This window comes from Arcobacter sp. L, from assembly GCF_000284235.1.
In the GTDB taxonomy this organism is placed as follows: domain Bacteria; phylum Campylobacterota; class Campylobacteria; order Campylobacterales; family Arcobacteraceae; genus Aliarcobacter; species Aliarcobacter defluvii.
Window position 1 is genome coordinate 516,007 of record NC_017192.1, and the last position, 23,947, is coordinate 539,953.

Consider the following 23,947-nt stretch of genomic DNA (forward strand, 5'->3'; position numbering starts at 1 on the left):
AACTACTTTTAAAAAGGAAATTTGATGGAAGGTTCAAGTACAGATTTAATAAGCTCATTGTTACCCTTAGTTGCATTATTTGCAATTTTCTACTTTTTAATTATCAGACCACAACAAAAACAAGCGAAAGCTCATAAAGAGATGGTTTCTAATTTAAAAAAAGGTGATAAGATTGTAACAAATGGTGGCTTAATCGTAGAAGTTGTTAAAGTAGAAGATACATATTTTCTAGTAAAAAATAACGATGGAACTGAAATGAAGCTTGTTAGAGAGTTTGTTGCAAAACTTTTAGAAGACTAAAATTTTTCAAATATTTAAGATATGTATTTTTACATATCTTATTCTCAAAATTTCTAAAACCCTAATTTAAGGAAAAGAATTGAAAATCTTTAATTATAGACTCGTAATATTTATACTTAGTATTATTTTTGGTATTGTTTTTTCAATTCCATCATTATTACAAACAGATACAGGAAAAAAAATCTCTTTAGGACTTGACCTTCAAGGTGGATTACACATGCTTTTGGGTGTAAATACACATGAAGCTGTAACTTCAAAGATAAAAACAGTTGCAACTTCTATTAAATATTTTTCTGATGATGAAGAACTTTTAATTGATGGTTTATCAATTGAAAATGATAGTGTTGTTTTTACCGTTTTAGATGCAGATGAAATGCCTAAAATGGATGAAATGTTAAAACAGATAAAAGGTTTAGATATTTCAAAAGAAGATTTAAAATATACATTAAAACTAACTGCTGAAGATATTGCAAAAACAAAAGATTTATCAGTTGCTCAAGCAGTTGAAACTATAAGAAATAGACTTGATCAATTTGGTTTATCTGAACCAACAGTTGTAAGACAAGGTCAAACTGATATAGTAGTTGAACTTCCTGGAATAAAAACACAAGAAGATGAAAAAGCAGCACGTGAACTTATTTCAAAACCTGCAAATTTAGAATTAATGGCAGTTGACGAAGAAAGAGCTGATCAAGTTTATACTATGACTTCATCTCAAGCAGCAGCTTATGGTGACGTGATTTTAGAAGATACAAATAATGATAAAGTTAAATATCTTGTAAAAGAGATTCCTATTTTAAATGGAAGTCAAGTAGTTGATGCACAAGTAGGATTTGATCAATCAAATCAACCAATTATTAATTTTACATTAAACTCAACTGGAGCTAGAATTTTTGGTGAATTTACAGGTAAAAATGTAGGAAAAAGATTAGCTGTAGTTTTAGATGGTAAAGTTTATTCTGCTCCAAATATAAGAGAAAGAATTGGTGGTGGAAGTGGACAAATTTCTGGTGGATTTACAATGATTGAAGCTGGAAATGTTGCGATTGCACTAAGAAGTGGAGCTCTTCCTGCAACTGTAACATTACTTGAAAAAAGAAGTGTAGGACCATCTTTAGGAGCTGATTCAATTCAAGCATCAATGATTGCACTTATTTCTGGGTTCTCTTTAGTATTTATTTTTATGGTTATTTATTATAGACGTGCAGGTGTTATTGCAAATATTGCTTTAATTACAAATGTTTTTATAATAATTGCAGTAATGGCAATGTTTGGAGCAACTTTAACGCTTCCTGGAATGGCGGGTATTGTTCTTACAGTTGGTATGGCAGTTGATGCAAATGTTATTATTACTGAAAGAATTAGAGAATTAATAAGAGAAGGTAGTTCAATACCAAAAGCAATAGAAGATGGTTATTCAAACGCAATGAGAGCAATTTTAGATGCAAATATAACTACACTTTTAGTTGCAGTTCTTTTATATGCTTATGGTACAGGACCAATAAAAGGATTTGCTATTACTATTTCTATTGGTATTTTAGCTTCAATGTTGACAGCAATTTTAGGAACACATGGTATTTATGAAGCTTTAATGTCAAGAATATCAAGAGATAAAGATAGTAAAAAATGGTTTGGAGTTAAATAATGGAAATTTTTAAAACAAATGTAATATATGATTTTATGGGTAAAAGATTACCTTTTTTAGGTTTGTCTTCTATTTTATTTATTGCTTCAATAGTTTTACTTTTAACAAAAGGCTTAAATTTTGGTATTGATTTTGCAGGTGGTACAATAGTTCAAGTAAAATATGAACAAGCAGCACCAATTGATAAAATTAGAGAGACTTTAAAAACTACAAAATATGGCAATTCAGTAATTACAAAATTTGGAAGTGATGAAGAAGTTATCATTAGAATAACAGGAAGTAGTTCAGATCTAACAAATGATATTGGTGATGAAATGCATAAAATTTTAGTACCAACTGGAAATTTTGAAATTAGAAGAATAGATATGGTTGGAGCTAAAGTTGGTGGTGAATTAAGAGAAAAAGGTTTAATGGCATTATCTTTATCTTTACTTGTAATGTTAATTTATTTATCTGTAAGATTTGAATGGAGATTTGCACTTGCCTCAGTTTTTGCATTGGTACATGATATTACTATTGCAATGGGTGCAATATCTTTATTTAGTGTAGAAGTTAACTTAGATATTTTAGCGGCAATTCTTACTCTTTTAGGATATTCTTTAAATGATACAATTATTGTATTTGATAGAATTAGAGAAGAAATACAAAGTTCTAAAGGTACAGATTTAAAAGGGATAATAAATGAATCTGTTAGTAAAACTTTATCAAGAACAACATTAACTTCTTTAACTACTTTATTTGTTGTTGCAACATTGTATTTATTTGGTGGAGAAATAATAAGTGGGTTTTCATTTACTTTACTTGTAGGAATTATTGTAGGAACGTATTCTTCAATATTTATTGCTGCATCATTTTTAGTACAATTAAAATTCTCAGTTGATGATTTTAAAACAAAAGAAGCAGAAAAAGTAAAAAGACAAAAAGAAAAAGAAAAATTAAGAGCTATGTATGAACAAGGTACAGTTTGATAAGCAAGTAGTTTTTAATAAATTATGTTTTTATAAAAGGAGAAGAGTTTTTACTCTTCTCCTTTTTTTTATTAAGTAAAAAATAAAAAATAATTTATAAAAACTTCTATTCAAGCCTTATTTAAGAAGTAGTTTTGATATAATAAGAATTAAATTAATTAAAAATACTTATAAAGAAGAGATAATGGAAGAAGATATTAAAAACAATTCTATATATAAAAATTTAAAATATAAATTTGATTTGATTACATCGAATGGTGGAAAAAGTTGGCTTTTAGCTTTAAATTGGATTTTAGTTTTAGAGTTTTTATCTTCGATTATTGAATATGAATTTTTGGATATATCGAAAAAATATATTGAGTATGTTCCTGATGGATTATTAAAAGAATTATTAGTTGCTCTTATGATAGTTCTTTTTATTTGGTATAGTATATATAACTTTATTTTTATGAAAAAAGAACAATTCTTCGTTTTTACACTTTACTTATCAGTATGTTTTTATCTTTTAGTTACACATGATTTATCTTTTAATCTCCTATTTCATAATTTAAATATTTTAGAAATTTTAAAAGATGGTTTTGGTTTTTATGTAATTATTCAAATATTATTGAAAGTTATAATATTTTATCTTATATATAAAATGATAATTGCTTTAAAAAATAGAAATAAGATTCTTTAACAAAGTTACTATAACAGCATTTTTTTATCATTTTTTAGCTAATATATTTGCCTTAATAAAAAGCAAAAAGGATAAAAATGGATTGGGGTAAAGTAACCTATATTTTCTTTTCACTAATGTCTTTAACTACAACAGCAGGGTTTTTATACGAACCAAATGCTATAGCATTATTTATTGCAGCTGGTGTAAATGTTATTTCAACAATACTTAAACTTGGTGTTAAAAATTTACTTGCAGCAGAATTGCTAGCTAGTTCATTGGTTGCTGATTTACACCTAATTCCAGCCTTTATGGTATTAACATTTACAGATAATTTAGCACTAACAATTTCACTTGCAATTGGTGCAATAGTTGCGAATATTTTTTCAATTGCTTTAGCTTTAATTGAAAGTGCAAAAAGTCAAGACAAGGAAGATTTTTAATGGAATATAATTCAAAAGATATTGAAAAAAAATGGCAAAATTTTTGGAGTGAGAATCAATCTTTTGAGCCAAGTGATGATTTAACAAAAGAAAAAAAATATATTTTAAGTATGTTTCCTTATCCAAGTGGAAGAATACATATGGGGCATGTTAGAAATTATTGTTTAGGTGATGCTTTTGCTAGACATTTTAGAAAAAATAATTTTAATGTTTTACACCCAATTGGATGGGATAGTTTTGGAATGCCTGCTGAAAATGCAGCTATAAAACATAAACTTCATCCAAAAAAATGGACTTATGAAAATATAGATTATATGAGAGATGAATTGAAATCTTTAGGATTATCTTTTTCTGAAACTAGAGAATTTGCAACAAGTGATGAACTTTATACAAGATGGGAACAAGAATTTATCATCAAAATGTACGAAGCAGGAATAATCTATAGAAAATCAGCAACAGTAAACTGGTGTCCACATGATTTAACAGTTCTAGCAAATGAACAGCTTGAAGATGGATGCTGTTGGAGATGTGGAACTGAAGTTGTGCAAAAAGAGATGCCTGGATATTATATAGCTATTACAAAATATGCACAAGAATTACTAGATGATTTACAATTATTAAAAAATGATTGGCCTTCTCAAGTTTTAACAATGCAAGAAAATTGGATAGGAAGAAGTGAAGGTTTAGAGTTTAAGTTTGAATTATCAAACGAATCAAAAGCAAAATTAGAAAGATCATTTAGCAAATATTTTGTATTTACAACAAGACCTGATACGATTTATGGAGTTTCTTATTCAGCACTTGCACCAGAACATCCAATTGTAAAATATATAGTTGAAAAAAATCTTTTACCAGAAAATAAAATAAAAGCTATAAAAGATATGCAAAAAATTCCAGAAAGGGATAGAGCAACTCAAGAAAAAGAGGGAGTTTCTTTAGAAATTGATGTTATGCATCCATTAACAGGAGAAAGAATACCTGTTTGGGTTGCAAATTTTGTATTAAGCTCTTATGGTGGTGGTGCTGTTATGGCAGTTCCAGCTCATGATCAAAGAGATTTTGAATTTGCAAAAAAATATAATTTACCAATGAAGCAAGTAATAGTTGGAAGTGAAGGAATTATTGAAAATTTAACTGAAGCATTTACAGGTGAAGGTACACTAATTGATAGTGAAAGTTTTACAGGACTTCCTAATACAAAAGCTAAAAAAGCAATAATTTATCATTTTGAACAGAATTCTTCAGGAATTAAACAAATTAACTATAAATTAAGAGATTGGGGAGTTTCAAGACAAAGATATTGGGGAGCTCCAATTCCATTTGTTCATTGTCCTGATTGTGGATTAGTTCCTGAAAAATCTGAAAATCTTCCTATAGCGTTACCTGAAGATGTAGAAATTACAGGAGAAGGAAATCCACTTGATTCTCATCCAACATGGAAACATTGTTCTTGTCCAAAATGTGGGAAACCAGCAGTTAGAGAAACAGATACTTTAGATACATTTGTTCAATCATCTTGGTACTTCTTAAGATATGCAACTAATCCAAAAGTTTGGAATGAAGTTGGTATTTCTAAATCTGATAGTGATTATTGGATGGATGTTGACCAATATATTGGTGGAATTGAACATGCAATTTTACATCTTTTATATGCAAGATTTTTTACAAAAGTATTAAATGATTTAGGATATACAAATTCAAGAGAACCTTTTAAAAGATTACTTACTCAAGGAATGGTTCTTAAAGATGGTGCAAAAATGTCTAAATCAAAAGGAAATGTTGTAGATCCTGATTCAATTATTGATAAATATGGTGCTGATACAGCAAGATTATTTATGATGTTTGCAGCTCCTCCAACAAAAGAGTTAGAATGGAATGATAGTGCTGTTGATGGTGCTTATAGATTTATTAAAAAATTCTTTGAAAGAGCAGAAAATGTAACTGAAAATGGATTGAAAAACTTTAAATCAATAAATCATTCTTCATTAAACAAAGAAGAAAAAGAGGCTAGAAAAAAAGTTTATGAAGCTTTAGTAAAATCAAATGAAGTATTTACAAAAACTTATACATTTAATACTTTAATTGCTTCTTCAATGGAAGCTTTAAATGCACTTCAAGCACAAAAAAATGAAGCTGTTTGGACAGAAGGATATTATATTTTAACAAATATTTTAGAACCAGTTATTCCACATACTTCTTGGGAATTATCAAACGAGTTATTTAAACTTGAGAATTTTGATGGAAAACTTGAAGTTAAAGAAGAAGTATTTAAATTAGAATCTATTGTTTTAGCAGTTACAATTAATGGTAAAAAAAGATGTGAAATCGAAGTTACACCTGATGCTTCAAAAGAAGAGATTTTAGCTCAAGCAAAAATTGCCTCTGCTAAATGGTTAGGTGATTCTGAATTAATTAAAGAAATAGTTGTTCCAAATAAATTGGTTAACTTTGTAATAAAAGGATAATAACAATCATGTATATTTCTAAAAATTTACTATTTTTTGTTTTTACAATTAGTTTAGCTTTTTTATTTAATGCTTGTGGATACAAACCATCAAGTTATTATGCAAAAAAAGAGATGGATGGAAATGTTTTTGTAAAATTGGATGTTAGTTTAGAAGATCCTAAAAACTCTGTATTAGTAAAAGATGCTGTAAATAAAATTTTAATTCAAAAACTTGATTCAAAATTAGTAAATGATGAAAAAGATGCAGATGTTATTATGAATTTAGGTATTAATTCTGTAAGAATATCTACACTTCAATATGATAAAGAGGGTTATAATAAATTATATAAAGCTGAAGTGGTTATAAAAATAAATTATTATAGAAAAGATGATGGAAAAAGAAAATCATTTACTGTTGATGGAGAGTATGATTTCTCTATTGATATAGGAACAACAATAACAGATACTAATAGATTTGAAGCAATTACAAATGCTTCAAGTAAAGCAGTTGATGAAATATTATCAAAAATAGCAGTTTCATCTTTTAGATAAAATGATGGTTGATTTAAAAAAAGCAAATTTAGAAGAGTTTTTAAAATATAAAACTCTTTATTATGACAAGATAGATTTTACAGTTGTAAAATCTTCTTGGGATAAACTTTCAACTAAAATAAAACTTCCTTTTGTTATTCATATTGTTGGAACAAATGGAAAAGGAAGCACTGGAAGATTCTTATCACATTATTTATATAAAAAAGATTACAAAGTTTTACACTACAGTTCGCCTCATATTTTAAAATTCAATGAAAGAATTTGGATAAATGGAAGTGATGTTAGTGATGAAAATTTGGAACTAGCCCATAAATTTTTACAAGAACTATTTGATATAGAGCTTTTACAAAAATTAACTTATTTTGAATATACAACACTATTGGCTTTTTATTTATCAAAAGATTTTGATTATTTAGTTTTAGAAGCTGGACTTGGTGGAGAATTTGATGCAACAAATGTTGTTCCAAATGATATTTCACTTATAACAACAATAGGACTTGACCATCAAAGTTTTTTAGGAAACACAGTTGAAGAAATTGCAGCTACAAAAATGCGTTCAGTTGATAATAAAATGATTGTAGGTTATCAAGTTTTTGATGAAGTTTCTAAAACTGCTTATAAAGTTAAAGAGCAAATAAAGCAACAAAGAAATAAAGATATTGAAATCATTGAAGTTAAAGAGTTTGATAAATACTCTTTAAATGATAAGTTCGCTTCATATTTAAAAAGAAATTTACATTTAGTGATAGCTTGTTTGAATGAGTTGAAAATACCGCTTGACTTAAAACTTTTTGATGATACACCACTTTTTGGAAGATGTCAAAAAATTTTGCCAAATATAACTATTGATGTTGGGCATAATCCACTAGCAGCTCAAGTTATTGTAAATGAATTTAAAGATAAAAAAGTAAATCTTATTTATAACTCTTATGGTGATAAAGATTATGAAACAGTTTTAAAAATATTAAAACCTATAATAAAAAAAATAACAATCATAGAACTTAATGATAAAAGAATAGTAAAAAAAGAAGAGTTAGAAAAAGTTATTAAACAATTAAATTTGATGAAAGAAGAAACTATTAAAATAGAAGAAAATGAAGAGTATTTAGTTTTTGGTTCATTTTTAGTTGTTGAAAAATTTTTATCTTTGATTGGTTATGATGGAAACGCTTGAAAAAAGATTAGAAGAACTTTATATTCAAAAAAATAAAATTGAAGAAGAAATTGAACTTTTAAAAGAACAAATTAAAGAAAAAGAAATATTCAGAAATAGAAAAAGAACATTTTCAAAAGATGAAAAAATAGAACTTTTTAAATCTTTATTTGTTTCAAGATTTGATATTTATGCAAAAAAATGGATAAGTAAAGATGGTTTAAAGCAAGGATTTTTCCCTGTTACAAAAACTTTTCAAGGTGAAGATTATTTACCTTTAACTAATTATGAAATAGAAGAGCATTTAAGAGGAAATATTTTTTTAGCTACATATGCAATAAATCAAAAAAATATGTCAAAGTTTGTCGTTTTTGAAATAGCTGATGAAGATAAATTTAAACTTCAAATAACACTAAATTCTTTAAATATAAAAGCTTATTATGAGTTGAGTTCGTATAACTCTTTACTTGTATGGATATTTTTAGAAGAAGAAATTTCTTCTAAAATAGTTTTTAACTTTTCTTTATATATTTTAAAAAAAGCAAATATTAGTGCAAAAACTTATCCAAATAAAGAGTTTGCGACAAAAGAAAATTTAGGAAATTCTCTAGAACTTCCACTTCATTTAAAGCATAGAGATAAAAATAGAACAATTTTTATTGATATGAATACAAATAAAATCTATGAAGATCAATGGAATATTTTAGCAAATGTCTCTAAAGTTTCAAAACAAGTAATAGCTAATTTTGCAGATGTTCCAAGTTCTTCAAGTGTAGAAAAGAACTTAAAGAAGATTGATTTCCCACTTCAAAATATTGAGATGATTTTAGAAGATTATATTTATATTCCAACTTATAATCTATCAAAATCTTTAATTAGTAAATTAAAATCTTTTGCAACTTTTGAAAATCCACAAATAAAAGTGTTATTGAGTTTAAGAAAACCACTTTATAATACCCCAAAATATATAAAATCTTATGAAGAAAATGAAAAATATTTACTTCTTCCTCGAGGATTAAAAGAACAAATTATTGATTTTTTTAATGAAAATGCAGTTTCATTTTCATTTACGGATAAAAGAGTTCTAAATAAAATTGAAACAAAAAAAGTAACTTTTAATTTAAGACCAGAACAAAATGATGCAATAAAAGAGATAAAAAAATTTGATTATTCTATTTGTGTTGCACCTCCTGGCTTTGGAAAAACTTTACTTGGAGCAAAAATATTTGAATTAAGAGCTTGCTCAACGCTTATTATTGTAAACAAAAATATGCTTTTAAATCAGTGGATTGAAAGATTTGTGGATTATTTTGGATACTCTAAAAAGGATATAGGATACTTAGGAAAAGGTCATAATAAATTAAATGGTCAAATTGATGTTGCAACAATGCAAAGTTTAAAGAATGATCCAAAAATTATAGAAAATTACTCTTTTGTGATTGTTGATGAATGTCATCATATTCCAGCACTTACTTTTGAACAAATAATAAAAGCATTTAAAGGTAGATATATTTTAGGACTTAGTGCAACTCCTAATAGAAAAGATGAATTACAACCAATTTTATATCAACAATTAGGTGAAATATCTTATGAATATAAAAAGAAAAGAACTCACACTAATAAACTACAAATAATCAGAACAGAGTTTGTAAGTAATGCTGATAACTATGGAACTATAATAAATGAACTATGTTTGGATGAAAATAGAAATAATTTAATAATTGATGCAATAAAAACTAATATTGAAAGAAAAATTTTAGTTTTAACTGATAGAATAGAACATATAAATATTTTAGAAAATTTATTGCAAAAAAATAATATTGACTATATTTGTGTTCATGGAAGCCAAAATAAAAAAGAACAAGTTGAAAATATGAATTTAGTAAAATCCAAATCTTTGATACTTGCAACCACATCATATTTTGGTGAAGGAATAGATTTTCCACATTTAAATACTATTATGTTTGCCACACCAATTTCTTATTATGGAAGATTAATACAATATTTAGGACGAATTGGACGTGGAAATCAAGAGTGTATAGCAATAGATTTTTTAGATTCAAAAAATGCGATGTTAAATTCAGCCTATAAAAAAAGATTAGAAGGCTATAAACAAATGCATTATAAATAGATTATAAAAGGAGTTCTATGTTAGGGATTATTGTTACAGCAACATCAATTGCACTTATATTAAATTTGATATTAAAAAAAGTTCATTTACCAACAATTATAGGTTATATATTAACAGGAACAATTATTGCTTATACTTTTAATCTTCATGAAGCTGTAAATAATCATGATTTAAGAGAAATAGCTGAGTTTGGTGTTGTATTTTTGATGTTTACAATAGGTTTAGAGTTCTCTTTAAGTCATTTAAAAAAGATGAAAAGAGAAGTATTTTTTACAGGAAGTTTACAAATAATAATAACGGCGTTTTTCGTTTTTTTAATTGCAAAGTATATTCTTGGATTTGAAACACAAACTTCTTTGATAATAGGTACAGCACTTTCTTTATCTTCAACAGCAATAGTTTTAAAAACATTTAATGAAACAAAAGAGATAACAAAACCTTATGGACGAAGAGTTTTAGGTATTTTAATTATGCAAGATATTGCAGTAATTCCTATTTTACTTATGATTTCATTTTTTTCTATGACAGATGAAGGTTCTTTAGTTTTTGCTATCAGTAAAACAGTAATTGCAGCAGCAGTTTTATTAGCTTTATTATATTTTAGTGGTAAATATTTACTTGAACCATTTTTAAGATATGTATCTGCAACTAGATCAGATGAATTATTTGTAGCTTCAGTTTTATTATTAGCTGTTGGTTCTGCTTATTTAGCTTATTATTTTGGCTTTTCATATTCACTTGGAGCATTTATAGCAGGTATGATGATAGCTGAAACGAAATTTAAACATCAAGTTGAAGCGGATTTGATTCCATTTAGAAATATTCTTTTAGGAGTTTTCTTTATTACTGTTGGTATGCAAATAAACTTTAAAATAATTTCAGATTACATCTTAATAATTTTAGTTTTATTACCTCTTGTTATGGCTTTAAAATTTGCAGTTATTTATGTGTTAGTAAGATATGAAGATAATAAAAGAGTTGCTTTTAAAACAGCACTATCTTTGATTCAAATAGGAGAATTTTCACTTGCAATCTTAGAATTAGCAAGAAGTCAAAGTTTGATTGACCCAACATATTCTCAAATATTGATTGTTACAATTGTAATATCTATGATTTTAACACCAATTATTTTGAAGAATTTATCAAAAGCTGCAGCAAAATTAATTCCTGAAGATGTTATGATGATAACAAATACTTATAACGTTTCAGAAGATACAGAAAATCACGTAATTGTTTTAGGATACGGAAGATTTGGACAAGCAATAGTTGATGAATTAAAAGCATTCGGACAAAAATATGTTATTTTAGAACACAATGTAAAATTTTATCAAGTAGGAAAAGACAAAGGTGAACCAATAGTTTTTGGAAATGCTGCACAAAAACATATTTTAAATTCTTTAAATATTACAAAAGCATCGGCTGTAATTGTTGCAGTTAATAATCCTGAGATTTTACATTTAATATGTGAAGCAGTAGGTGAGTTAACACATAATAGTAAAACTATAGTAAACGTTACAACACAAGATGAAAAAGAATCTTTAGAAAATCTAAATTTAGAACATATAATTGTAGCTACAAATCAGATAGCAAAAGCTGTTGTTGATGAAGTTATGTATTGTAGATTGGACAATAGTAAAGATTACTATTAAAAAAATGTATAATTTGTATTAATAAAATTAATATAAGTATTTATTATAATTTAAACTAAGTTCATATAGACTCTATTTAACTAATTACTGAAATCAGTAAGAGGTTTTTATATAAGGAGAGAGATATGAAATTAGGAAAAGTTTTATTAACAGCTGGATTTTTAGCATCAACTATGTTTGCTGCTGATTTTGTTAATTATCATAATTTAACAACAAAATTAAAAGAAGAAGCAAAAAAAGATGGACTTTATGCAACTACTCAAGAAGTAAAAGATGCATTAACAAAAAGTGATTGGGCTGTTGTTGATGTAAGAACTATGGAAGAGTGGTCAGCAGCTGCTATTAAAGGTTCTCAAAGAGTAGGACGTGAAGCACCTGAAAAAGCTTTAGAAAATATTGTTTTAGATGACAATGAAAAGTTTGTAAAAACAAATTTAATAGTTGTTTGTAATACAGCGGCAAGAGCATCACTTGAAGCTCAAGCTTTTAGACAAATGGGATTTAACACTGTAAAAATTTATGGAATTAATAAATGGATAGATGAGTGTAATCCTGTAGTTACAAAATATACATCAGGTGAAGATAAAGAAGGAACAAAAACTAAGTTTGGTAATTATTACGCTGAACACTGTAAAAAATAGTTAGAAAAGTAGAAAAAGAGTGAAAATATTACTCTTTTTCTATATATCTTTGTTTTGCACTCTCTTTTATTTTCTCAACTTCAACTAAAATAAATCCATCAACACAATCTGCAAAATTTGTATCAATATTAAAATCTAAAAATTTAACGCCATTATCTTCTGCTATTTCACTATATTGTTTATATAAAGTTGGAATAGATACGCCAATATTTGATAAGGCTGATTTTAAAAATTTAAAATCTTTTCTTTTATCATTTAAATCAAAAAGCTCTTTTATATCATTTATATTATTTGAATATTGATATGGAGTTTTAGCTTCAACTAATTTTTCATTTGTTCCATAATAATGATTATAATAAAAAATCAACATATCTTTAGCAACAGCTGGGAAAGTTGCACTAAGAGAAACTGGACCAAACATATATTTTATATTTGGATTATTTTTTAAATAAGCACCAATTCCAAACCAAAGATAATCTAAAGCTCTCGTTCCCCAATATTTAGGTTGAACAAAACTTCTTCCTAATTCAATAGAATCATGTAAATAAGGAATAAATTCTTCTGTGTATCTAAAAAGAACATTAGAATAAAAACCTTTTACGCCAATATTTTTAAAAATAAAATTTGAATTTCCAATTCTATAAGAACCCACAATTTCTAGCTCATTTTCATCCCATAAAATAATATGTTGATAATAAATATCATATTTATCGGTATCTCTTTTTTTATTTACACCTTCACCAACTTTTCTAAAAGATAATTCCCTTAATCTTCCTAATTCTTTTAAAACTATTGAATCTTCTGTGTAATCATATAAATAAATCTTTTTCCCATCATTTGTTTGCCCAATTAGTTTTGATTTTTTTAATTCATTTAATAAATCAATTCTACTAACAGGATGTGCAATAGCACTTTGGGTTTCAAAAAAAGATTTTTTTCCTTTTTTTAGACTATATAGATGTTTTCTATATAAATTTAGTAAAAACTTTTTATCTATTCCTTTTGGAGTGATATTTTCATTTGGAATAATTTGTCCAACTTTTATATTTATTCTTTTTGATTTCTTTTTGAACATTTCATGAGATAATAAAAGTGTTGAAAATGTTTTGTTAATTATAGATATTGTGTAAAATGTTTTCGAATTTTTAGCATCTAAATAAATTGGTAAAATAGGTGAATTTGTATTTTGTGCAAATTTTAAAAAACCTCTATTCCAAATAGGGTCTTTTATCCCTTTTGTTGTAGCTCGGCTAACTTCTCCTGCTGGAAAAATAATAACTGCTTCTTCATTGTTTAAAGCTTCGTAAATTTTTTTTATATCAGTTTTTGATTGTCTTATTTTATAGTTGTCTATTGGAATAAGTAAAGAATTTAAAGCTTCAAAACCAGCTAAAAAATCATTTGCTACTATTTTTACATCTTTTCTAATTTGTGAAATAAGTCTTAATAAACATAAAGCATCAAGTCCACCAAGAGGATGGTTCGCAATAATTACAACTTTTCCACTTGTTGGGATATTTTGCAAATCATTACTTGAAGTTGTATAGTCAAAATCAAAATAGTCTAAAACAGCATCAACAAATTCAAATCCTTTTAAATGTGAATTTTGTGATAAAAATTGATTTATTGAATCTTCATGAACTATTTTTTTTGCAATTTTAAATAAAGATTTTTTTAGAAAATTCTCTTTTTCTTTTATTTTTGGGAATTTTTTTTCTATCTCTTTTTGAATGTCTATCATTTATACTCCTAATTTATAAAATTATAAAAAGGTTTGATTACAAAAAGGTGACAGAAAAAAATAAAAAATGTAAAAATAGTTATTGAATTGTAATCGATATTTTTTATAATAATGCAAATTCTAAACTTTTTTAAATATTTTAAAGTAGGAGAAAAAATGTTTAAGAAAGTCTTATTAAGTACAATTGCTGCGTATTTTTTAGTTGGATGTGGAGGAGGAAGTTCTTCAAATTCTTCCGATACATCAACAACAATTATTGTTGAAAGGGGAGCTGTTTTAAATGCAACAGTAAAAGATGCTTTAAATCAAATAGCTATTTGGAATAAGGGAACAAATAGTTATGTTTTTAAAAATAGTATAACTTATCCAATTAGTGTAATTGGTGGTTTTGTTGATATTAATAACGATGGAATAAAAAATGATTCAGATTTTGATTTAGATATTGAATTAAAATCTAGTAGTGGAAAAAATGTTACATTAATTTCAACTATTATTTATAATCAAGATAAAATAAGAGAAAAAAATAATCTAAATATTTTAAGTAAAGAGTTTTCTTTAAGTGAAGAAGAGTTATTAAACTTGCCATCTTCAAAAAAAGAGTTAGCACTTTTATCAAATGTTATTTATAAAAATTTAGAGTTAAACTCTGCTATAACTTTAGAAAATATTGTTGAATTAATCTCTTTAAATAAAATAGATTTAAAACAAGAATATGAAAAAATAGATTTGAAAAACTATGAAAATCTAACTTCAAAAGAGTTTTTAGAAAAAAATGAATTAGAAACAATAGATGAAATAAAAGATATTAAAATTCTAAGAGAAAAACTACCAAGTTATATAGGAACAGATTTGACTTCAACTGAAGTTTTAAATGAAAAATCAGCTTACATTTCACCTCAATGTTATACCAAAACACAAGATGAAAATCTAAATGTTTATAATCCTTGTTATTCTTGTCATATAAATTCTGATGAACCAAATTATATAGATGATTGGGATTTACAAGAGAGTTATGCTTTTAGTGAAAATAGTTATAAAAATCCTTTTACAAATAGTTTTAAAGATAGAACAACTTTAGTAAATGCAATAAATGATAATCAAATTCTTGAATATATAAATCAAGATAACTATAAAGATGAAAATGGAAATATTATTTTAAATACAAAACTAAAATATGATTTACCAAAAGAGTGGGATTTTGCATATGATGGTGTAAAAGATAGTGTTTGGAGTGGATATGTACCTGATTGTTATTTTAACTTTGATGATGAAGGTTTTGATAAAGATAAAAAAGGTGAGTTTACTGGTTGGAGAGTTTTTGCATATAGTCCATTTTTAGGAACTTTTTGGCCAACAAATGGGAGTACAGATGATGTATTAATTAGACTTCCAAAATCTATGATGTTAGATGAAAATGGTGATTTTTCAAAAGAGATTTATAAAATCAATTTAGCAATTGTTGAATCTATGATTAAAAGAAAAGATATAGATTTGGGTTTTGAAGTTGATGAGAGTAAATATGGAGTTGATTTAAATCATAATAATATTTTAGATAAAACTTCAACAATAGTTTATAAATGGATTACTCCTGATGCAATTAGCAATTATCCAAAGATAATATATTATAACTATTATGTTGGTCTTGCAAAAAGTAAACTTGAAACAAATGAAATTAATATTGCTCCAGGACTTTATCCAAATGGAACAGAGTTTTTACACTCAGTTAGATATATTGGAATTAAAGATGATAAAAGTGGAATAAAATTAGCCAATAGGATGAAAGAGTTAAGATACGCAAAAAAAACAACTTGGAATACCTATGCTCAACTTAGTAATGCAGCATTAAGTGAGATAAAGGAAAAAGATACTTTTCCTGATAGATTAAGAACTATTAAGGGAAATATTGAAACAGGATTGACAACTGGTTTAGGTTGGAATTATCAAGGATTTATAGAAGATATAAATGGAAATTTAAGACCACAAAGTTATGAAGAAACACTTTCTTGTATAGGTTGTCATTCAGGAATTGGTGCAATTACAGATTCAACTTTTGCTTTCCCTAGAAAATTTGATAGTGCAGATAGTTGGTATCATTGGAGTAAGAAAGATTTAACTGGAACAAAAGATAGAACTCTTTCAAACTCAAAAGGTGAATTTGCTTTTTATTTAGAACAAAATAAAGCTGGAGATGAGTTTAGAGCAAATGATGAAATAAAAAATAAATTTTTTGATACAAATGGAAATTTGATCCAAAGTGAAGTGGATAAAGTTGCAAATGACATCACATATTTAATCTATCCTAGTGTACAAAGAGCAATACAACTTAATAAAGCATATAAAATAATAGTAAATGAACAAAGTTATATTTATGGTAAAGATGCACATATTAAACCTTTAAATGCAACAGTTTATGATGAGGTAGAAATAGATAAAAAAACAGAAATAAGTGCTATTAAATTTTGAGATTAAAAGAGAATTATATTTTATCAATATGGATAACTGTTATCAATTTGTAATAAAGCCAAAGTAGAATTGTGAAAATAAAAAAGGTTACCATTTATGATAAAAAGAAGTTTTTTACTAGGAAATATGATTTTATTTTCTTCAATATTTGCAAATGAATTGGATTTAAAATCTACAAATGCACTAAATACAACGGCATATATTCCTAGTCAATGTTATACAAAAACAGTGGATGAAAAAAATGAAAATATTCTTTATAATCCCTGTTTTTCCTGCCATACTTTAAATAAAGAACCAAATTTCACTCTAAGCGATGCTGATTTACAAGAAGGTTATGATTTTCCAAAAGATGCTTTAAAAAATCCTTGGACAAATCTTTTTAAAGATAGAACAAATGAAGTAGCTAAGATTAGTGATGAAGAGATTTTAAAATATATTAGAGTTGATAATTATAAAAATCAAAATGGTGAAATTATATTAAAATCAAAACTTGAAAATCTAAATGAAACTTGGGATGCTAATAACAATAAAAAATGGGATGGTTATATTCCTGATATTTATTTTAATTTTAATGAAGAGGGTTTTGATTTAGATAACAGTGGAAAATTCACAGGTTGGAGAGTTTTTGCTTATCAGCCATTTTTAGGAACATTTTGGCCAACAAATGGAAGTACTGATGATGTGATGATTAGACTTTCAAAACCATTTCAAAGTAATGAAAAAGGTGATTTTGATTTAGAAACTTATAAATTAAATCTTTCAATTATTGAAGCTTTAATCAAACAAAAAACTATAAATATAGATGAAATAGATGAAAAAAGATTTGGAGTAGATTTAAATCAAAATGGAATTTTAGATAAAACAACACAAATAGTTTTCAAATGGCTTAAACCTAAATACGATTTTGATTCAAAGAAATTTAAAATTTTTTCTATGAGTTATGTAGGTTTAGCAAAAGAATTACTTGAAAAAAATGAACTTTTAATTGCACCTGGTTTATATCCAATTGGAACAGAATTTACTCATACCGTTAGATATATTGATATCGACAAAAATGATGAAATTAAAATGTCAAGTAGATTAAAAGAGTTTAGATATGCAAAAAAAACATCTTGGAATACATATTCTCAACTTAGTAATTTAGGCTTAGCTGATATAAAAGAAAAACATGATTTTCCCGATAGATTAGATGTTTATAAAGGAAATTTAGAAACAGGATTAAATAATAAAAGAGGATGGTTTTATCAAGGTTTTATAGAAGATTCTAATGGAGATTTAAGGCCTCAAAGTTATGAAGAAACACTTTCTTGTATGGGCTGTCATAGTAATATTGGCTCAACTGCTGATTCAACTTTTGTATATCAAAGAAAATTTGAAAAAGATAGTTTTAATTCTGGTTGGTATCATTGGAGTAAAAAGGGATTTAAAAATATTCCAGATAAAAAACTAGAAAATGGTCAAACTGAGTATGTAAGATATTTAAAAGAAAATAGTGCAGGAGATGAATTTAGAGCAAATGATGAAATTATGGATAAATTCTTCAAAAAAGATTGGCAAAAAGATACAAAAAATATAGAAAAAGATTTGATTTTTAAACTTGAAAATCCACAACTTGAACTAACTCAAGAATGGAAATTTAAACTAGAAGAATTAGAAAAAATCAAAAATGATATTTCATATTTGATTCTTCCTTCAAAACTAAGAGCTTTAGAATTAAATAAAGCATATAAAATAATAGTAAATGAACAAAGTTATATTTATGGAAAAGATATTCATATAAAACCTACACAAAATGTTCATAAAGAGATAAAAAAAGGAACAATGACTAATCTTCAAAAGGTTTTAAAATGATAGAACTATATAATACTTTTTTAAACTTTGTTATCGGAACTCAACAAAAAATAAATCTTCAAATAAGCGATTATTTTGATAGATTAGAAACAGGTGATGAAAGTATGTTTATTTATATTTTAGCTGTTTCCTTTCTTTATGGATTAATTCATGCTTTAGGACCAGGTCATGGAAAAATGGTAATCGCAAGTTATTTTTTAACAAAAAATACAAAAATAAAAGAGGCTTTTAAAGCAGGATTTTTAACTTCTATTATTCATACAATTTCTGCTTTATTAATAACTTTTACTTTATATATCTTTTTTGAAAATACAATCACAAAATATTTTTCAGATATAAATACAAATATGTATAAAGTTTCAGCTATTTTTATAATTTTAATCGCCTTATTTTTATTCTATGAAACTTATAAAGATAGAAATGAAGAAGAAAAAATACAAAAAATTGGAAATAAAAGTTTATTGGCTGTGACTTTGTCAATAGGAATAGTTCCTTGTCCTGGAGTTATGTCAATAGTTTTGTTTTCTATAATTTTAGGGTATATAAATCTTGGAATTTTAAGTGCAATTTTTATGAGCATTGGAATGGGATTGACAATCTCACTTGCTGCAATTATCTCTTCTCAACTAAAATCTTCAGAAAATAGAAACTTGCAAGCAATAATAAATAAGATTAGCTATTTAGGAATTTTATTGTTATTTAGTATGGGAATTATTTTATTGGTATGAAAAAGAAACTAGCTCTATTTTTTTGTGGTTTAAATTTATATGCCCATCCTCACTATTTTTTAGATTCAAGTTTACAAATAGATGAAAATATAGTTAAAAATTTTTGGAAATTTGATGCTTTAAATTCGAAGATTTTAATGTTTGATTTTGATAAAAATAAAAATAAGATTTTGGATAAAGATGAAAAAGAAGAATTTCTAAAAGCAAATTTTTATAAGTTAAAAGCAAATAATTACAATATTTTTTTACAAAATGAAGAAAAAGAGTTTGAAATTATTCCTCAAAATGTAGATGTAGTTTATGAAAATAGAAAATTAACTATATATTTTGATTTTCCTTATGAATTAAAAGGTGAAACTACTTTTTGTACAATGGATGAAAAAATTTATTTAGCTTATAAATTAGAAGATTTAAAAACCAATTTAAAAATAGATATTCAAAAAAGTGAATATGATTATTGTATAGGAGTTACAAAATGAAAAAAGGATTAATATTGATTGTACTAATGAGTTATAATTTAGTTGCTCATCCTGTAAATTATACAATTGAATTAGAAGTTTCTTATAATGAAAATACAAAAGAAGCAAAGGTAATTTGCCAAAGTAATAGTAAAAATAAATGTGGTTTATATAATGCAAATTTATTAAATGAGAAAGATGAAACTTTAGTAGATGTAAAATTTCCCTTTTTAAAAGATTTTATTTTAATAAAAACTGATATAAAACCCACAAAATTGGACTTTTATTTAAGACAAACTCCTGAACATAAGTATAGTAAAGTCTTTTAATCAAGATACCACTTCTAGTTTTTAATATATTTATTTTTTTCTAAGAAGTCCTTTATAAAGGTCTTTCTAATAAGTTAATTTTTTTTCTTTGGATACCACTTTGATAAATGTTATCAATTTGTAATTTGTTGTTTTTATAATTATCCGGTTTTAAAAACTCTAAAAGGAAATATAAATGAAGAAAAAATACTTAAGTTTGAGTGCATGTTCTTTATTGGCTGCATTTACATTTATTGGTTGTGGAAGTTCATCTTCTTCTGATAATAATACTCCTACCACTACAACAAGTACAGGGACTTTACAATTAAATCCATATTTAGCAAATATTGATTATACATGTGGTTCTATTGTTGGGACAACTACATCAGAAGGTAAATTTACTTACGAAGATAATGGAACTTGTACATTTGTTATTGGGGGAAAATCTTTAACTGCAACACCTAGTTCAAATCTTACAATTGCTCAATTAGCAAATCAAAATGAAGGCGTATCAAGTGAAGTGCTTTCAGCTTATATTATTGCTAAGATGTCACAAAAAACTGGAATTACTTATGATATAAATAATTTACCAGAAACTTTTGAATTACCAGATGATATAGAAGGAAGTACAACAAATCCTTTAGTATTTGATACATTTGATAATTTAAAAGCAAAATTAGGTACAGATTCAATAGTTTCAAAAATTGATAATATTAAATTTGATGTAGCAAATAGATTTGCAAAAAAAGTATCTTTATCATTTCAAGAGTTAGCAACTCCTATTACAAATGAAGAACAATTAACTCAACAAGTTTCAAGTAAAGCTTATGTAAATGGTGAAGCTCAAAATATTTCATATACAGAAATTATGAAAACTACAATGACTGGAAATAGTGAAATCTTAGGTCAATCAAAAGATTATTTAGATAATCCAATTACGTTTGGTGATGGAAGTCCTTATATTTGTAATGGAACAAATGCAGGTGAAGGTTCAGGTATGGACTTTACATCTTTACACAATGTTGATGGAAAACTTTTTGCTATTTCTCAATTTGAATGTGCATTGGGTTCTATGTATATGGTTGAATTAAATCAAGATACATCAACAGGTAAATTAACACCTAAAACAGATACTTTAAAATATATTTCACAAAAAGCAGGATTTGGAGGATTTGTACACTGTGCTGGTCAAAAAACTCCTTGGAATTCTCATTTAAGTTCAGAAGAGTATGAGCCAGATGCAAAATCGCCAGATGGAAACTCTTATTATACAGAATTAGCAAAATATTGGGGTGAAAAATCATATAGTGCATATTATTATGGATGGACACCTGAAGTTAAAATTGAAAATAATGAACCAGTATATTCAAAACATTATGCTATGGGAAGATTTTCTCATGAGTTAGCTTATGTAATGCCAGATAATAAAACTGTATATCTTTCTGATGATGGAACAAATGTAGGATTATTTATGTTTGTTGCAGACGTTGAAAAAGATTTAAGTTCAGGAACTTTATACGCAGCAAAATGGAATCAAACATCAGAAGCTGGTGTTGGAACAGGAAGTGCTGATTTAACTTGGATTAACTTAGGACATGCAACAAATGATGAAATTAAAAATATCTTAGACCCAGATGGAGATTTGACAACAAATGATGCTCCAACTTTTGCTGATATTTTTGATTCAGTATCTGCTACAAATGGAACTTGTGATTCAGGATTTACTTCAATCAACACAAGTGCTGGACAAGAGTGTTTAAAAATTAAATCAGGAATGGAAAAAGCTGCTTCTAGATTAGAAGTAAGAAGATATGCTGCATTAAAAGGTGCAACAACTGAGTTTAATAAAGAAGAAGGTATTACTTTTGATAAAAATGCAGGAAAACTATATGTTTCTATAAGTGATGCTAGAAAAGGTATGGAAGATAATAGTTCATACGATGTAGGTGGAAATAACGATATTAAAATTGCTGCAAACAAATGTGGTGCAGTTTATTCTTTAGATGTTTCAACTTCAGAAGTTAAAGATACTTCAAATACAGCAATTGCATCAACTTATGTTGTTAAAAATATGCAAGGTATAGTTGCTGGTATTCCAACGTCATATGACAGTTCATCTGCTTATGCAGGAAATTCTTGTGATGTAAATGCAATAGCAAGTCCAGATAATTTATCTTTCTTAGAAAATTCAAATACTTTAGTTATTGGAGAAGATACTTCTTATCACAAAAACAACGTAGTTTGGACTTATAATACAAAAACAACTGAATTAACAAAAACATTTACTACACCACTTGGTGCAGAAACAACATCAGCATTCTGGTTCCCAAATCTTGCAAATGGATTTAGTTATTTAGGAGTTGTAACTCAACATCCAAATTTAAATACAACTGATGGTGGAGAGTCTGCTTATGGATATGTTGGACCATTTAAAAACTTAACTGATTTAAAAGATAGTACACCACAAGTATTTAAAAATGGAGCGTCATTACCTTATACAGTATTAAGAAATGATTTAACAGATGGTTTAGGAAATAGTTTTGAAATAAGAAATGGTGGTTATGGTTCAGCTATGTCAGCAGATCCTGCTGATGCAAATAGTTTCTATGCAATAACAGATAGAGGACCAAATGCAGATTTTACAGGAGCAGAAGGAAAAGGTAAAAAATTCCCATTACCTGATTATACTCCAAGAATTGGACATTTTAAAGTAACTTCAACTGGGGAAGTAGTTAAAACAAAAGAGATTTTACTAAAAGATAGAGATGGAAATAACATCACAGGTTTACCAAATACAAGTGCTTTAGGTGGAACTGGTGAAATTCCTTATGATATAAATGGAAATGTAATTGTTGATTCAAAAGGAAATATGAGATTAGATGATTATGGTTTAGATAGTGAAGGATTAGCTGTATTGAAAGATGGAACTTTCTGGATTAGTGATGAATATGGACCACATATTGTTCATTATGATGCAACAGGAAAAGAGATAGAAAGAATCAATCCATTTGCAAGTGATTCAAGAAACAAATATACTTTACCAGCAGAATTTGCAAATAGAAGAGCAAATAGAGGAATGGAAGGTTTAGCAATAACACCTGATCAAAAAACTTTAGTTGGAATTATGCAATCAACAATGTATAATCCATCAAGTTCAGTTAAAAATCTTGATATTACAAGAATTGTAGCTGTTAACTTAGAAGATGGAACAGTAAAACAATATTTATACAAACAAGAGAAAAAACAAAATGCAAACTCTGAATTAGTAGCAATTGATAATGATACTTTCTTAGTATTAGAAAGAGATGAAAATTTCTTACAAGATTCAGGTGTTGAAAATACTCAAAAAAATGTATATAAAATCAAATTAAGTTCAGGTACTGAACTTGAAAATGTTACATTAGGTACAAATATGGTTCAAGATGCAACTTTAGGATTAACAATTGATGGAAGTACATTAGAAGAGTATGTATTAGCAAATGGTTGGTCTGGATTAGAATCAAAAGGAATCAAACCAGTTGAGAAAACTTTAGTGTTAGATATGGTTGCAAAAACAAACTATCCTCATGATAAAATGGAAGGTTTATGGCTTATTAATAACTCAACACTTGGTGTTTTAAATGATGATGATTTTGCTGTAACAGCAACTGATGGTATTTTAGAACAAAAATATCTTGATACAAATAAATCAGTAATTGATAGTAATGTTTTATATATTATTAATGGTTTGGATTTAAGTGCAAATTAAATAATTATTGATATTTAGTTTATGAAACACTTCATAAACTTATGATAAAATCTTCCTTATTTAC

At 26.4% G+C, this 23,947-nt stretch carries 18 protein-coding genes; 17 read left to right on the forward strand and 1 reads right to left on the reverse strand.

Features of this window, described 5'->3' with window-relative positions:
* Positions 1-24: 24 nt before the first annotated feature.
* From yajC to ABLL_RS02725, 11 genes are all read left to right on the forward strand, one after another.
* Positions 25-300: a preprotein translocase subunit YajC gene (gene yajC, locus ABLL_RS02675; RefSeq protein ID WP_014473242.1), complete on the forward strand. Its 276-nt coding sequence runs from the start codon at positions 25-27 to the stop codon at positions 298-300.
* Positions 301-379: 79 nt separating this feature from the next.
* Complete coding sequence (gene secD, locus ABLL_RS02680) at positions 380-1,945, forward strand: protein translocase subunit SecD (RefSeq protein ID WP_014473243.1); 1,566 nt, start codon at positions 380-382, stop codon at positions 1,943-1,945.
* Positions 1,945-2,913 (forward strand): protein translocase subunit SecF, encoded by a 969-nt coding sequence (gene secF / locus ABLL_RS02685; RefSeq protein ID WP_014473244.1) that lies wholly within the window; start codon positions 1,945-1,947, stop codon positions 2,911-2,913. The genes secD and secF overlap by 1 nt, the downstream gene beginning before the upstream one ends.
* Positions 2,914-3,097: 184 nt before the next feature.
* A complete protein-coding gene (locus ABLL_RS02690; RefSeq protein WP_014473245.1) occupies positions 3,098-3,592 on the forward strand; it encodes a hypothetical protein in 495 nt (164 codons plus the stop codon).
* Between the two features lie 77 nt (positions 3,593-3,669).
* Complete coding sequence (locus tag ABLL_RS02695; protein WP_014473246.1) at positions 3,670-4,014, forward strand: DUF6394 family protein; 345 nt, start codon at positions 3,670-3,672, stop codon at positions 4,012-4,014.
* Complete coding sequence (leuS, locus tag ABLL_RS02700) at positions 4,014-6,479, forward strand: leucine--tRNA ligase (RefSeq protein ID WP_014473247.1); 2,466 nt, start codon at positions 4,014-4,016, stop codon at positions 6,477-6,479. Before ABLL_RS02695 ends, leuS begins: the two co-directional genes overlap by 1 nt.
* A gap of 8 nt (positions 6,480-6,487) precedes the next feature.
* Positions 6,488-7,012 carry an LPS assembly lipoprotein LptE gene (gene lptE / locus ABLL_RS02705; protein ID WP_014473248.1) on the forward strand — a complete coding sequence of 175 codons (525 nt, stop codon included), beginning with the start codon at positions 6,488-6,490 and terminating at the stop codon, positions 7,010-7,012.
* Positions 7,013-7,016: 4 nt separating this feature from the next.
* Positions 7,017-8,186: a Mur ligase family protein gene (locus tag ABLL_RS02710; RefSeq protein ID WP_014473249.1), complete on the forward strand. Its 1,170-nt coding sequence runs from the start codon at positions 7,017-7,019 to the stop codon at positions 8,184-8,186.
* Complete coding sequence (locus tag ABLL_RS02715; RefSeq protein ID WP_014473250.1) at positions 8,173-10,296, forward strand: DEAD/DEAH box helicase; 2,124 nt, start codon at positions 8,173-8,175, stop codon at positions 10,294-10,296. The genes ABLL_RS02710 and ABLL_RS02715 overlap by 14 nt, the downstream gene beginning before the upstream one ends.
* 17 nt (positions 10,297-10,313) lie before the next feature.
* Positions 10,314-11,945, forward strand: a complete 1,632-nt coding sequence (locus ABLL_RS02720; protein ID WP_014473251.1) for a cation:proton antiporter — start codon at positions 10,314-10,316, stop codon at positions 11,943-11,945.
* Between the two features lie 125 nt (positions 11,946-12,070).
* Positions 12,071-12,586 carry a rhodanese-like domain-containing protein gene (locus ABLL_RS02725; RefSeq protein WP_014473252.1) on the forward strand — a complete coding sequence of 172 codons (516 nt, stop codon included), beginning with the start codon at positions 12,071-12,073 and terminating at the stop codon, positions 12,584-12,586.
* A 28-nt stretch (positions 12,587-12,614) separates the two neighbouring features.
* Here the strand turns inward: ABLL_RS02725 and ABLL_RS02730 are convergent, their stop codons facing one another.
* The gene (locus tag ABLL_RS02730; RefSeq protein WP_014473253.1) at positions 12,615-14,327 is read right to left on the reverse strand and encodes a lysophospholipid acyltransferase family protein; all 1,713 of its coding nucleotides are present in this window, start codon (positions 14,325-14,327) and stop codon (positions 12,615-12,617) included.
* Between the two features lie 156 nt (positions 14,328-14,483).
* Between ABLL_RS02730 and ABLL_RS02735 the strand changes: the two genes are divergently transcribed.
* The 6 genes from ABLL_RS02735 (at position 14,484) to ABLL_RS15160 (ending at position 23,883) form a co-directional block, all read left to right on the forward strand.
* Positions 14,484-16,790 carry a hypothetical protein gene (locus ABLL_RS02735; protein ID WP_014473254.1) on the forward strand — a complete coding sequence of 769 codons (2,307 nt, stop codon included), beginning with the start codon at positions 14,484-14,486 and terminating at the stop codon, positions 16,788-16,790.
* A gap of 96 nt (positions 16,791-16,886) precedes the next feature.
* Positions 16,887-18,641, forward strand: coding sequence for a hypothetical protein (locus ABLL_RS02740; protein ID WP_014473255.1), 1,755 nt, complete (start codon positions 16,887-16,889; stop codon positions 18,639-18,641).
* Entirely contained in the window at positions 18,638-19,369 is a 732-nt protein-coding gene (locus ABLL_RS02745) for a nickel/cobalt transporter (RefSeq protein WP_014473256.1), read from the forward strand. The genes ABLL_RS02740 and ABLL_RS02745 overlap by 4 nt, the downstream gene beginning before the upstream one ends.
* Entirely contained in the window at positions 19,366-19,848 is a 483-nt protein-coding gene (locus ABLL_RS02750; protein WP_014473257.1) for a DUF1007 family protein, read from the forward strand. Before ABLL_RS02745 ends, ABLL_RS02750 begins: the two co-directional genes overlap by 4 nt.
* Positions 19,845-20,156, forward strand: a complete 312-nt coding sequence (locus tag ABLL_RS02755) for a hypothetical protein (RefSeq protein ID WP_014473258.1) — start codon at positions 19,845-19,847, stop codon at positions 20,154-20,156. The genes ABLL_RS02750 and ABLL_RS02755 overlap by 4 nt, the downstream gene beginning before the upstream one ends.
* A 175-nt stretch (positions 20,157-20,331) precedes the next feature.
* A complete protein-coding gene (locus tag ABLL_RS15160; protein ID WP_014473259.1) occupies positions 20,332-23,883 on the forward strand; it encodes an esterase-like activity of phytase family protein in 3,552 nt (1,183 codons plus the stop codon).
* Positions 23,884-23,947: the final 64 nt, after the last annotated feature.